A 13,856-nucleotide genomic window follows, 5' to 3' on the forward strand; every position below is an offset into this window, starting at 1 on the left:
GGCGCCCGTTGCACTTCGAATTGCCAAGGATCAACCGCCACGCGGCGGCGTGGCACGGCGAATCACTCTAGTCGCGCGCCGAGTCAGCGCGTCAAACCGGTGTCGGAAAGCACCCTGGGCACGTTCGAACCGACCGCGTCGGCCACCGGAACGGCGCCGCCGTTGGTCGACAGGCGCCGCAGCAACGTCTCCACGTCGGCGATCTGTTCCCAGTCGATGTGGATATCGGTCGAACGCGGCATCGGCGCCGCCGGGTCGACCGCCGACACCTCGGGAAACGCCGGCATCAGGCGGTTGAACAGGCGCCAACGCCACCGGCTCTCCATCGGCAACCCGTTTCGACTGATCACCAGATCGAGGCTCGGCACGATGAACACGTCCTGGTCCAAGAACCCCGAAAACATGACGGTATCGGCCGGGGCCGAGGTGAGCCGCGGCCCTTCATAGCGTCGGCCGCCGAAGCTCTCGATCCACCAATCCCCGGAGTTGACCTGAACCAGGTAGCCGTAGCCCGGGTTCGTCGCGCTCGGCGCCGACATCGCCGCGATATAGGCGGGGTCGATCAGCTGCCGACCCTCCCACGCGCCCTGGTGCAACACCAGCGAAGCCAAACGGGCCACGTCGCCCGAGGTCATCGTGAGCCAGGCGTAGCCCTGGGTGTTGCCGACCGCGTCGCGCCACCATTGCCACCTCGACCGCGAAATGCCGATCGGGCTGAGCAGTTCGCGGTCCATGAACTCCTGGAAATCGACGCCTGCGGCCGATGCGACGACCGCGGCGACGACGTTCACGGTGGTCTGCGCATACTCGAAGTCGGTTCCGGGAGCGTGCGAGATCGGCATGGTGAGGGCCTGATCGAGCGAGTTCTCCACCGACCCGGCCAGGTCGTTGGCCCAACCGAAACGCAAGCCCGAACTCTGGGTCATGAGCTGGCGAAGGGTGAGGGCTCCGTGGGCGGCGTCGAGGCCGTCGAGATAGTTCCCGATGGGGTCGTCGACGTCGACCAGACCGAGGGTCACCGCTCGACCCACGCCGAGCGCGACGACGCTCTTGGTCATCGAGAACAGTTGGAACTGCTGATTGGGGTTGGCCCCCTCGGGGCCCGCGGTCGCGACGAGACAGTTGTGGCGGTAGACCTGCACCGATGCGGTGAGTGCGTTTCGTGTCGCCTCGAGTGCCCAGTCGAGGATTTTCGGGTCTATTCCGACGCTTTCGGGGGTCGCCCGCGCGAAACGGTCGCCCGCTGCCGGCAGATCGCAGGCCGCCTCAACCCGATCGGTGCCGGCGACCGGTCGGTTGATCGCCTGCTCGGTGGCGGTCGACATCACGATGTAGGGCTGACACGCACTCGCCGCGGCGACCATCACACCAACGAGCGCCACCCGACCCGTTCGGATCGGCCGACGCGTCGACCTCTTCGTCCCCATAGGTCTCCCCTCTCAACAACGCCGACGGATGGTACCTCGCGCCCGCGAGGGCGATCCAACGTCGGCCGAAAACGGTGGTGGGGCCCGGGGGGGGGCCGGGCTCACCCCCCCAACCACACGGGTGGCACCGGCGCAGACGATCGCGCCGTTGGACGTTCGGCCCTACTTGAGGATCTTGGTCACACGGCCCGCGCCGACCGTACGACCACCCTCACGAATCGCGAAACGCAACCCCTCATCCATCGCGATCGGAGCAATCAACTCCACATGCATCTCAGTGTTATCACCAGGCATGCACATCTCCGTACCAGCCGGCAACGTGATATTGCCCGTCACGTCAGTGGCGACGGAAATAGAACTGCGGACGATAGTTCGAAAAGAACGGCTTATGACGGCCATCCTCATCCCTACTTCCAACACATACACGTTCGCCTCAAACTCAGTATGCGGAGTAATCGAACCAGGCTTCCGCCAAACCTGACCGCGCTGAACCTCTTCCTTCGTACCATCAAGCAACGCACCAATGTTGTCCTTAGCCTGAACTTCACTTCAAGCAACTTGCGGAACATCTCCACACCAGTACACGTCGTCTTCTGCGTCCGCACCAATGATCTCGATCTCATCACCCGTATGCAAAATCCCCTGCTCGATCTTGCCTGTCACCATCAGTACATAATGACCCGTGATCGAGAACACATCCTCAATCGGTACCGGAACTATTGTCTAAATCACGCACCGGCTCCGGAACATAGGTATCCACCTGCCCACTCAACGCCATCACCTGATCCTGCGCCGCCGAATCACCCTCCAGGGCCTTCAACGCCGACACCGGCATCACCGGAATCTCATCACCAGGGAAGTCATAGGAATCAAGAAGTCACGTGAACTTCCATCTCCACCAGCTCCAACAGCTCCTCATCATCGACCATGTCGGTCCCGAGCCAGAGCAACAACTGCCGGCACCAACCTGACGAGCCAACAACACGTGCTCACGAGTCTGCGGCATCGACCATCAGCAGCTGACACCACCAAGATCGTTTACATCCACCGCAGCACCTGTGATCATGTTCTTGATAATCCGCGTGACCCGGCATATCCACGTGCGCGTAATGCCGTGCATCGGTCTCATACTCAACGTGAGCAACATTGATCGTGATACCACGCTCACGCTCCTCCGGAGCCTTATCAATGTTTTCAAAATCCGTCGCCGTGTTCCCAGCAACACGATCCGACAACGTCTTCGAAATCGCAGCAGTCAACGTCGTCTTGCCATGATCGATATGGCCCATCGTGCCAACATTCACATGCGGCTTAGTCCGCTCAAACTTTTCCTTGGCCATGGCCTGTTCCTACCTTTTCGGTGTAGTTCTTGAGTTGTGAAGGGGTGGGTCCGGTTACTGGCCGGTCACTCGGGCAACGATCTCTTCTTGAACGTTGCGCGGTGTCTGCTGGTAGCTACTGAACACCATGCTATAGGTGGCTCGACCTTGGGTCTTGGACCGGAGGTCGGTGGAATAGCCGAACATCTCCGAAAGCGGAACCTCGGCCTGGATGACCTGGTTGTTGCCACGCTGCTCCATCTTGCCGACCTTGCCGCGACGGCTGTTGAGGTCGCCAATGACGTCGCCCATGTAGTCGTCCGGGGTCACGACCTCAACGGCCATGATCGGCTCGAGGAGCACCGGCGACGCTTTGCGCGCAGCCTCCTTGAACACCTGGACACCAGCGATCTTGAACGCCATCTCCGAGGAGTCGACGTCGTGGTACTTGCCATCGACCAGTTCGACCTTGATGTCGACCGTCGGGAATCCCGCAAGCACACCGTTGGTCATGGCCTCCTGGATTCCGTGATCGACCGAAGGGATGTACTCCTTCGGGATACGTCCACCCGAGATGGAGTCTTCAAAGATGTAACCGCCGCCGGGGCCGGTGGTCTCCATGTTGATCGTGACCTCGGCGTACTGACCCGAACCACCCGTTTGCTTCTTGTGGGTGTAGGTGATGCTGGTGACCGGCGAGGTGACCGTCTCGCGATAGGCGACCTGGGGCTTGCCGACGGTGGCGTCGACCTTGAACTCGCGCATCATGCGGTCGACGAGCACCTCGAGGTGCAACTCGCCCATGCCGGAGATGACGGTTTCGCCGGTCTCTTCGTCGGTGCGCACGTTGAAGGTCGGGTCTTCTTCCGACAGGGAGAACAACGCCTTGGACATCTTGTCCTGGTCGGCCTTGGTCTTGGGCTCCACCGCCACCGAGATGACGGTGTCGGGGAAGTCGAGCGACTCGAGCACGATCTGGTTGTTCGTGTCGGACAGCGTGTCGCCGGTGCGGGTGTTCTTGAGACCCACCACACCGACGATGTCGCCGGCATAGATGGTGTCCTTATCGTTCATCTCGATGGCGTGCATCTCGAGCAGACGACCGCAGCGCTCCTTCGCGGTGGTGCGCATGTTGGTGACCTGGTCGCCCTTGGTCAGCGTGCCCGAGTAGACGCGGATGTAGGTGAGCTTGCCGATGTGGGGCATCGTGGCGATCTTGAACGCCAACGCCGAGAACGGCTCCTTCGCATCCGGCTTGCGGGTCAACGGTTCGTCGCCGCGGGCGTTGGTGCCCTCGATGGCGGGAATGTCGACCGGCGACGGCATGTACCAGCAGATCGCGTTGAGCAGCGGCTGCACGCCCTTGTTCTTGAACGCGGTCCCCAACATGACCGGAACGACCCCGTGATGCAGGGTGCCCTCACGGATCGAGTCGCGGATTTCCTGGACGGTGATTTCCTCTTCCATGAGGAACTTTTCCATCAGCGCTTCGTCGTGTTCGGACAACACGTCGATGAGCTGTTGTCGGTAGTCGTCCGCGGTTGCCTGCAGGTCGTCGGGGATCGGGCCCTCGGTCCAGGAAGCGCCCATGTCCTCGGAGTTCCAGATCCAGGCCGTCATGGTGACCAGGTCGACGATGCCGGCGAAGTCGGACTCTGCGCCGATCGGGATCTGCAGCACCGCGGCCTTGGCGTCGAGGCGGTCGCGGATGGTGCCGAGCACGTAGAAGAAGTCCGCACCGGTACGGTCCATCTTGTTCACAAAGCACATGCGCGGGACGTCGTACTTGTCGGCCTGGCGCCACACGTTCTCGGTCTGCGGTTCCACACCGGCGACGCCGTCGAAGATGGCGACCGCGCCGTCGAGCACGCGCAACGAACGCTCCACCTCGACGGTGAAGTCCACGTGGCCCGGGGTGTCGATGATCTGGATGCGGTGTTCCACCGATTTTTCGGTGTCTTTCCAGAAGCACGTGGTGGCGGCGGAGGTGATGGTGATACCACGCTCCTGTTCCTGTGCCATCCAGTCCATGGTGGCGCCACCCTCGTGGGTCTCACCGATCTTGTAGTTCTTGCCGGTGTAATAGAGGATGCGCTCGGTCGTGGTGGTCTTGCCCGCATCGATGTGGGCCATGATGCCGATGTTGCGGGTGCGATCGAGGGGGAACTGCGACATGTCTGTGGTCTCTCTGCGTTCGTGATGCGTAAGCGCGGCCGCACCTCACGGTGCGACCGCCTCGAAGAACTACCAGCGGTAGTGAGCGAAGGCCCGGTTCGACTCGGCCATCTTCTGAAGATCGTCGCGACGCTTCACCGAGGCGCCCACGCCGTTGGAGGCATCGAGCAACTCGTTCGCGAGACGCTCGGCCATCGTGCGCTCGCGGCGCTGGCGGGAGTACCCCACGAGCCAGCGGATGGCGAGGGTGTTGGCGCGGCGGGGACGAACCTCGACCGGCACCTGATAGGTCGCGCCACCGACGCGGCGGCTACGGACCTCGAGCTGCGGGCGGACGTTGTCGACGGCACGCTTGAGGGTGGCGATCGGCTCGGTGCCGGTCTTGGCCTCGATCTGCGCGAGGGCGTCGTACACGATGCGCTCGGCGGTCGAGCGCTTGCCGCGCTGAAGGACCTTGTTGGTGATCTGGGTGACGAGCACCGACCGGTAGACCGGATCGGGCATCAGTTCACGACGCGGGGCTGGTCCTTTGCGGGGCATTCCTACTTCTCCCTCTTCGCGCCGTAACGGCTGCGGGCCTGCTTGCGGTCGCGCACGCCGGAGGTGTCGAGCGTGCCGCGGATGATCTTGTAACGAACACCGGGCAGGTCCCTCACACGACCACCGCGAACGAGCACGATCGAGTGCTCCTGGAGGTTGTGGCCCTCACCGGGGATGTACGCCGTGACCTCGATACCGGAGGTGAGGCGCACACGAGCGACCTTGCGCAATGCGGAGTTCGGCTTCTTCGGCGTGTTGGTGTACACGCGGGTGCAGACCCCACGGCGTTGCGGCGCACCCTTGAGTGCGGGCGTGGCCTCCTTGCGGCGCTTGGTCTGACGGCCCTTACGGACCAGCTGCTCAATGGTGGGCACAGCGAACCTTTCAAAAACTCAGTACATGGGTTGGACCTGCCGTCGGACCGAGTCAGCGATCTGGGACGCAGAAAACCGTGGGTCAGGCTACAGGTGCGGCGCAAAGGGCCGCAAAAGACTTCCCGAGCCGGACACGTTCCGGCTCGGGATGCGGAGGGTGGGCTCGGCCTAGACGGCCGAGGTCCCACCCGCCATGAGGTCGATGATCTCAGCACTCGGGGTGGACGCCTCGGCGAGCCACTCCTCCGGACGTTGGCCTTCATCCTCGGTCCAGTACGCCATCGGCTCGAAGTTGGGGGCATCGACGGCGACGTCGCGATACGTCGTCATGCCGGTACCCGCCGGGATCAACTTGCCGATGATGATGTTTTCCTTGAGGCCGAGCAGCGAGTCGCTCCGGCTGCCGATGGCGGCCTCGGTCAACACGCGGGTGGTCTCCTGGAACGACGCCGCCGACAGCCACGAATCGGTGGCCAGCGACGCCTTGGTGATACCCATCAGTTCGGGGCGGCCTTCGGCCGGCTTGCGGCCCTCGGACACCATCTGACGGTTGACTTCGGAAAACACGCGGGCATCCACGCGCTCGCCGGGAAGAAAGTCGGTTTCTCCGGCGTCCTGGATGGACACCCGACGGGTCATCTGACGAACGATGAGCTCGATGTGCTTGTCGTGAATCGACACGCCCTGATCGCGGTACACCTTCTGGACCTGATCGACGAGGTACTGCTGGGTGGCGCGGACGCCCTTGATCTCCAGCAGTTCCTTCGGGTCGCGGGGACCCTCGACGATCGCGTCACCGGCGGTGATCTCCTGGCCGTCTTTGACCTCGAGGCGCGACTCGCGGGGAATCGAGTACACGTCTTCTTCGCCGTCGTCGCCGACGACGATGACCACGCGGCCCTTGCCGTCGTCCTCGCCCATGCGGATCACGCCGCTGGTGCGGGCGAGCACCGCCTTGTTGCGCGGGGTGCGGGCCTCGAACAACTCGACGACACGGGGAAGACCGCCGGTGATGTCACCCGACGCTCCGGCGATACCGCCGGTGTGGAAGGTACGCATCGTCAGCTGGGTGCCGGGCTCGCCGATCGACTGTGCGGCGATGACGCCGACGGCCTCGCCGACCTCGATGTCGCGGCCGGTCGCAAGCGACATGCCGTAGGAGGCCGCCGAAATACCGACCTCGCTTTCATCGGTGAGCGGCGACAACACACGAACCCGGTTGATACCGGCGTCGTCGCGCAGCGCCACCATGACCGGGGTGTCGATCATGGTGCCGGCCGTGATGACGGTGCCGTCTGACAACGTGACGTCGTCGGCCATCACCCGGCTGAACAGGCGGGTCTCGAGGTAGGTGCGCTTGGCTGCGGTGTCGGGGGCGACGTCTTCGATCCACAGGCCACGAACCTGGGTCGCTGCGAACGGATCCTCGTCGTTGATGATGAGTTCCTGGGCGACGTCGACGAGACGGCGGGTGAGATAACCCGAGTCGGCGGTACGAAGCGCGGTGTCGACGAGGCCTTTACGGGCACCGGGGGTGGCGATGAAGTACTCGAGCACGTCGAGGCCCTCGCGGAAGTTCCGCTTGATCGGGCGCGGGATCATGTCACCACGGGGGTTGGCCACCAGGCCACGCATGCCGGCGATCTGACGGACCTGCATCATGTTTCCGCGAGCACCCGAACCCACCATCATCTCGATGGGGTTGAACTGCTGGACCTTGAACATGTCCTGCATGGCGTTGGTCACCTCGGTGGTGGCCTCCGACCAGATCTCCACTTCCTTCTGGATGCGCTCGCCGTCGGTGATGATGCCCTTGCGGAACTGCTGTTCCACCTTTTCGGCTTCACCTTCGTGACGTTCGAGGATCTCGGCCTTCGCGGCCGGGGTCTTGACGTCGTTGATCGAGATGGTGATGCCCGAACGCATGGCGAAGTTGAAACACAGGCCCTTGAGGTCGTCGAGCGAACGGCTCACGACGGCCTTGGGGAACTCGGCCGCGAGACGATCGACGATCTCGCCCATCTCCTTTTTGGTGATGAGCTTGTTCTGGTAGCCGAAGTCCTCCGGGAGGGTGCGGTTGAAGAACACGCGCCCGGCGGTCGTCGTCTGGTAGACGGGACGGCCCTCGTCGTCGGTGCCGGTCTGCTGGCTCGGATCGCGCCAGGTGATCTCGGCGTGAAGCGACAGCTCCCCCGCCTCCCAGGCACGCTCGAGCTGGTCGATGCGGCGATAGACGCCACCTTCGCCGTCGGCACCCTCCACCAGTTCGGTGAGGTAGTAGGCGCCGATGATCATGTCCTGGGTCGGGGTGACCAGCGGTCGACCGTGCGCCGGGCTCAACACGTTGTTCGAGCTCAACATGAGCACGCGGGCCTCGGCCTGAGCTTCGGCCGACAGCGGCAGGTGCACCGCCATCTGGTCGCCGTCGAAGTCGGCGTTGAACGCGGTGCACACCAGCGGGTGCACGTTGATGGCCTTGCCTTCGACGAGCACCGGCTCGAACGCCTGGATGCCCAGGCGGTGAAGCGTCGGGGCACGGTTGAGCAGCACCGGGTGTTCCTTGATGACGTCTTCGAGGACGTCCCACACCTGCGGGCGACGACGTTCGACCATTCGCTTGGCCGACTTGATGTTCTGGGCCAGTTCGCGATCGACGAGGGTCTTCATGACGAACGGCTTGAACAGCTCGAGGGCCATGAGCTTCGGAAGACCGCACTGGTGCAGCTTGAGGGTCGGGCCGACCACGATGACCGAACGGCCGGAGTAGTCGACGCGTTTGCCGAGCAGGTTCTGGCGGAACCGACCCTGCTTGCCCTTCAACATGTCCGACAGCGACTTGAGCGGACGGTTGCCCGGGCCGGTGACGGGACGGCCGCGTCGGCCGTTGTCGAAGAGTGCGTCAACCGCTTCCTGCAGCATGCGCTTTTCGTTGTTCACGATGATCTCGGGGGCACCGAGGTCCAACAGGCGCTTGAGACGGTTGTTGCGGTTGATGACGCGGCGGTACAGATCGTTGAGATCGGAGGTGGCGAAGCGGCCACCGTCGAGTTGCACCATGGGGCGCAGCTCCGGCGGGATCACCGGCACGACGTCGAGGATCATGGCCCGCGGGTCGTTGACGCGGTTGCCGTTGTCGTCGCGAAGGTTGAAGTCCGAGACGATCTTGAGCCGCTTGATGGCCTTTTGCTTGCGCTGGGCGCTGAGCGGCTTGCCGCCGTCGGGCGGGTCGATGAGGTCGCGGAGCTTGCGCTCCTCCTCGTCGAGATCGAGGCGGTCGATCAGCTTCTTGATCGTGTCGGCACCCATGCCGCCCTCGAAGTAGTCGCCGAAACGATCGGCGAGCTCACGCCACAGCAGTTCGTCTTCGATGATCTGTCGGGCGAACAGGTTGCGGAACTCGTCCCACACCCGCTGCAACATGTCGAGTTCGGCCTCGTAGCGCTCGCGGATGTTCACGAGGTCCTTGTCGGCGGCCTTGCGGCGCGACGCGATGTCGGAGTCCTTCGCCCCGTCGGCCTCGAGCTGGGCGACCTCGCCCTCGAGGTCTTCGTGGCGGCGGGCCAGTTCGACCTCGCGCTCGTTGACGATCTCGTCACGCTCGGCGAGGAACTCGGCCTCGAGTGCCGGCAGGTCTTCTTGGCGCTTGTCCTCGTCGACCCAGGTCACCAGGTTCGCAGCGAAGTAGATGACCTTTTCGAGCTGCTTGGCCTTGAGTTCCTCTTTGGGGGTGGTGCCCATGAGGAGGTAGGCGAGCCACGAACGGGTGCCGCGCAGGTACCAGATGTGGACCGCGGGAGCGGCGAGTTCGACGTGTCCCATGCGCTCGCGGCGCACCTTGGAACGCGTCACCTCGACGCCGCAGCGCTCGCAGATGATGCCGCGGAAACGCACACGCTTGTACTTACCGCAGTAGCACTCCCAGTCCTTGGTCGGACCGAAGATCTTCTCGCAGAACAGGCCGTCTTTTTCGGGCTTGAGCGTGCGGTAGTTGATGGTCTCGGGCTTCTTGACCTCGCCGTTGGACCACATGCGGATGGAATCCGCGGTGGCCAGACCGATCTTGAGTTGTGAGAAGTTGTTGACGTCGAGCAACGGGATCAGCCCCTCTCCGCCTGGCGGCGGGCATCTTCTTCATCGGACCCACGTTCGGGTCGGGACAGGTCGATGCCAAGTTCCTCCGCGGCGCGGAAGAAGTCTTCATCGAGTTCGCGCATGTGGATTTCCTCGCCGGTCTTGGAGAGCACTTCCACGTTCAGACACAAGGCCTGCATCTCCTTGATGAGCACCTTGAAGCTCTCGGGGATGCCCGGCTCGGGAATATTTTCGCCCTTGACGATCGCCTCGTAGACCTTGACGCGGCCGAGGGTGTCGTCGGACTTGATCGTCAGCAACTCCTGGAGGCAGTAGGCGGCGCCGTACGCCTCGAGTGCCCACACCTCCATCTCGCCGAAGCGCTGGCCGCCGAACTGGGCCTTACCGCCGAGCGGCTGCTGGGTGATCATCGAGTACGGGCCGGTGGAACGAGCGTGGATCTTGTCGTCCACGAGGTGGGCCAGCTTCAAGATGTACTTGTAACCGACGGTCACCGGGTTCTCGAAGGCCTCGCCGGTGCGGCCGTTGTAGAGGGTGACCTTGCCGTCGTCTCCGATGAGACGCCCACCGTCGCCGTAGACCGGGTCGCTCGACTCGGGAACCAGGTTCTGGAAGATCTTCTTGATCGTCGGGTGCCTGCCCGACAGTTCTTCCTCGTCCCAGTTCGCACCGTCGAACACCGGGGTGGCGATGAGGGTGGCCGGACGGGTCTTGGGGCGGGTCTTGGACTCGGTGCCGCGGATCGGCTCCTCGCCGACACGCTTGCCGTCGACCTCCCAACCCCAGCGGGCAGCCCAACCGAGGTGGGTCTCCATGACCTGGCCGACGTTCATACGAGACGGAACGCCGAGCGGGTTCAAGATGATGTCGACCGGGGTGCCGTTCGCGAGATACGGCATGTCCTCGAGCGGCAGGATCTTGGAGATGACGCCCTTGTTGCCGTGGCGGCCGGCGAGCTTGTCGCCCACCGAGATCTTGCGCTTCTGGGCGATGTACACCCGCACCAGCTGATTGACGCCGGGGGCGAGTTCGTGGCTCTCGTCGCGGCTGAACACCTTGACATCGATGACCTTGCCGACCTCGCCGTGGGGCACCTTGAGCGAGGTGTCGCGCACCTCGCGGGCCTTTTCGCCGAAGATGGCGCGCAGCAGGCGTTCTTCGGGGGTGAGTTCGGTTTCACCCTTCGGGGTCACCTTGCCGACGAGCACGTCGCCGGGTTCGACCTCGGCGCCGACGCGGATGATGCCGCGCTCGTCGAGATCCGCGAGGATCTCCTCGCTGAGATTCGGGATGTCCCGGGTGATCTCTTCGGGGCCGAGCTTGGTGTCGCGGGCGTCGACCTCGTGTTCCTTGATGTGGATCGAGGTGAGCACGTCGTCTTTCACGAGACGCTCGCTCAGGATGATCGCATCCTCGAAGTTGTAGCCCTCCCACGGCATGAACGCGACGAGCAGGTTCTTGCCGAGAGCGAGTTCACCGTTGTCGGTGGAGGGGCCTTCCGCGAGCACCGTGCCCTTGGTGACCTTCTGGCCCTCGGTCACGATCGCCTTCTGGTTGATGCAGGTGTCCTGGTTCGACCGCTCGAACTTGTGCAGGCGATACACCTTGCGACCGAACTCGGTGTAGTCGACGGTGATCGTGCGGCCGTCGCATTCGCTCACCACACCGTCGCCGAGCGCGAGGATCATGTCGGCGGCGTCGCGGGCGGCGCGGGACTCGATGCCGGTGCCGATGTAGGGCGCCTCGGCGCGCAGCAGCGGAACGGCCTGGCGCTGCATGTTCGCGCCCATGAGGGCACGGTTGGCGTCGTCGTGTTCGAGGAACGGGATGAGCGAGGTGGCCACCGACACGATCTGTTGCGGCGACACGTCCATGAGCTGGACCTCGCTCGGCTCGACCGCCGAGATCTCGGTGGTGGAACCGAGGAAGACGTCGCGCTCGAGCTGCAGCTTCAGGTCGCTGAGCGAACGGGCCTGCGGCGAGCGGCGCACGAGGATCTTGTCCGATACGAACGACCCGTCGGGGTTGAGGGCGGCGTTCGCCTGGGCGACGACGTATTCCTCTTCCTCATCGGCCGGCAGGTAGACGATCTCGTCGGTCACCTTGCCGTCGACGACCTTGCGGTACGGCGACTCGATGAAGCCGAACTGGTTGACCCGGGCGAAGGTGGCGAGCGCACCCTGCAGACCGATGTTGGGGCCTTCAGGGGTTTCGATCGGACACATGCGGCCGTAGTGGCTGAAGTGGACGTCGCGGACCTCGAAGCCGGCGCGTTCGCGGCTGAGGCCGCCGGGGCCGAGCGCCGAGAGGCGACGGCGGTGGGTCAGTCCCGAGATCGGGTTGACCTGGTCCATGAACTGCGACAGCTGGGAGGTTCCGAAGAACTCCTTGATGGCGGCCACGACCGGGCGGATGTTGATGAGCGTCTGAGGCGTGATCGCCTCGACGTCCTGGGTGGTCATGCGCTCACGAACCACGCGCTCCATACGGCTGAGGCCGATGCGCACCTGGTTCTGGATCAGTTCGCCGACCGAGCGGATGCGGCGGTTGGCGAAGTGGTCCTGGTCGTCGAGGCGGTAACCCGGCTCGCCGGCGGCGAGGTTCAGCAGGTAGGTGCATGCTGCGAGCACCTCGATGCGGCTGAGCACCGGCTGGTCGGCCTCGGGGTAATCGATGTCCTGAAGCCCGAAGAGTTCTTCGAGGCGGGCGATCTCGGGGCCGAGCTTGCGGTTCAGCTTGTAGCGACCGACGCGGCTGAGGTCGTAGCGACGGCTCTCGAAGAACGCGTTGCGGAAATAGGCGCGGGCCGAGTCGATCGTCGGCGGCTCGCCGGGGCGGGCGCGCTTGTAGATCTCGATGAGGGCCTCGTCCTGGGTCGGAGCGATGTCGCGCTCCTTTTCCCACTGCCCCTCGAGGAAGTGGAAGTGGTTGACGAAGCGGTCGAGGAAGCCGGGCTCGTTCTCCTCGTCGTAGCCGAGGGCGCGGATCAGCGTGAAGATGCCGAGGCGACGCTTGCGGGCCACACGGGTGCCGGCGGTGACGTCCTTGCCGGGCTTCTGCTCGACGTCGAATTCGATCCACTCGCCGCGGTAGGGGTGGATGGTGCCGGTGACCAACTGGTGCTTGGCGAGGTTACGAAGACGGAACCGCTCGCCGGGCTGGAAGATGACGCCGGGGGAACGCACGAGCTGCGACACCACGACACGCTCGGTGCCGTTGATGATGAACGTGCCCTTTTCGGTCATCATCGGGAAGTCGCCCATGAAGACCGTTTGTTCCTTGATTTCACCCGTGTTCTGGTTGACGAAGCGGGCACGCACGAAGATCGGTGCGGAGAAGGTCATGTCCTTCTCCTTGCACTCCTCCACCGTGAACTTGGGCGGCGGACGAAGGTCCTCGTCGTTGGGATCGAACTCGAGCTCGAGGGAAAGGGTTTCGGTGAAGTCCTTGATCGGGCTGATGTCGCGGAACGCATCCGCGAGGCCCTGATACAAGAACCAGTCGAACGATTCGCGCTGGATGGCGATCAGGTCGGGCAGCTCGAGAACCTGCTCAAGCTTTCCGAACGAATAGCGATCCCGAATTTCGGAACGTGAGGCCAAGGCCTACTCCTCGTCGTTTGGAGATGCAGCGGTCGCCGTTGCGGTACGCGCTCAACCGTTCGAAAAACGGGAAGCGGAAAACCAGAACGGACGGCAACCCATAATCATAGGAACACCTCTGACAGGCGGTCAAGCCGCCACTCCTGTTCTCCCGCGCTCCCCCGCCTGTTCTCCCGCGCTCCCCCGCCTGTTCTCCCGCGCTCCCCCGCCTGTTCTCCGATAACCAGTGGTCGTGATCACGACCACTGGTTATCGGAGAACAGGCAGATTGGCGGCTGGCGGGCAGGTGGCGAGCAGGGCAAAACGGCGAGGGAGGGCGATGCCATC

Annotated in this window: 9 protein-coding genes; all 9 read right to left on the reverse strand. The window is 63.8% G+C overall.

Annotated elements, in window-relative coordinates; genetic code table 11:
• Positions 1–83: 83 nt before the first annotated feature.
• A complete protein-coding gene (locus M9952_15610) occupies positions 84–1,427 on the reverse strand; it encodes a beta-lactamase family protein (protein ID MCO5314348.1) in 1,344 nt (447 codons plus the stop codon).
• A 162-nt stretch (positions 1,428–1,589) separates the two neighbouring features.
• The gene (locus M9952_15615) at positions 1,590–1,943 is read right to left on the reverse strand and encodes a hypothetical protein (protein MCO5314349.1); all 354 of its coding nucleotides are present in this window, start codon (positions 1,941–1,943) and stop codon (positions 1,590–1,592) included.
• Between the two features lie 33 nt (positions 1,944–1,976).
• The gene (locus M9952_15620) at positions 1,977–2,123 is read right to left on the reverse strand and encodes a hypothetical protein (GenBank protein MCO5314350.1); all 147 of its coding nucleotides are present in this window, start codon (positions 2,121–2,123) and stop codon (positions 1,977–1,979) included.
• A gap of 293 nt (positions 2,124–2,416) precedes the next feature.
• Positions 2,417–2,767, reverse strand: a complete 351-nt coding sequence (locus tag M9952_15625) for a GTP-binding protein (GenBank protein ID MCO5314351.1) — start codon at positions 2,765–2,767, stop codon at positions 2,417–2,419.
• A gap of 54 nt (positions 2,768–2,821) precedes the next feature.
• Positions 2,822–4,921, reverse strand: coding sequence for an elongation factor G (fusA, locus tag M9952_15630; GenBank protein ID MCO5314352.1), 2,100 nt, complete (start codon positions 4,919–4,921; stop codon positions 2,822–2,824).
• A gap of 69 nt (positions 4,922–4,990) precedes the next feature.
• Positions 4,991–5,461 (reverse strand): 30S ribosomal protein S7, encoded by a 471-nt coding sequence (rpsG, locus tag M9952_15635; GenBank protein ID MCO5314353.1) that lies wholly within the window; start codon positions 5,459–5,461, stop codon positions 4,991–4,993.
• A gap of 2 nt (positions 5,462–5,463) precedes the next feature.
• Entirely contained in the window at positions 5,464–5,835 is a 372-nt protein-coding gene (gene rpsL / locus M9952_15640) for a 30S ribosomal protein S12 (GenBank protein ID MCO5314354.1), read from the reverse strand.
• 168 nt (positions 5,836–6,003) lie between these two features.
• The gene (locus M9952_15645) at positions 6,004–9,927 is read right to left on the reverse strand and encodes a DNA-directed RNA polymerase subunit beta' (protein ID MCO5314355.1); all 3,924 of its coding nucleotides are present in this window, start codon (positions 9,925–9,927) and stop codon (positions 6,004–6,006) included.
• Between the two features lie 5 nt (positions 9,928–9,932).
• Positions 9,933–13,529: a DNA-directed RNA polymerase subunit beta gene (locus M9952_15650; GenBank protein MCO5314356.1), complete on the reverse strand. Its 3,597-nt coding sequence runs from the start codon at positions 13,527–13,529 to the stop codon at positions 9,933–9,935.
• Between the last annotated feature and the right edge of the window lie 327 nt (positions 13,530–13,856).

It is taken from the genome of Microthrixaceae bacterium, from assembly GCA_023957975.1.
GTDB lineage: Bacteria > Actinomycetota > Acidimicrobiia > Acidimicrobiales > Microtrichaceae > JAMLGM01.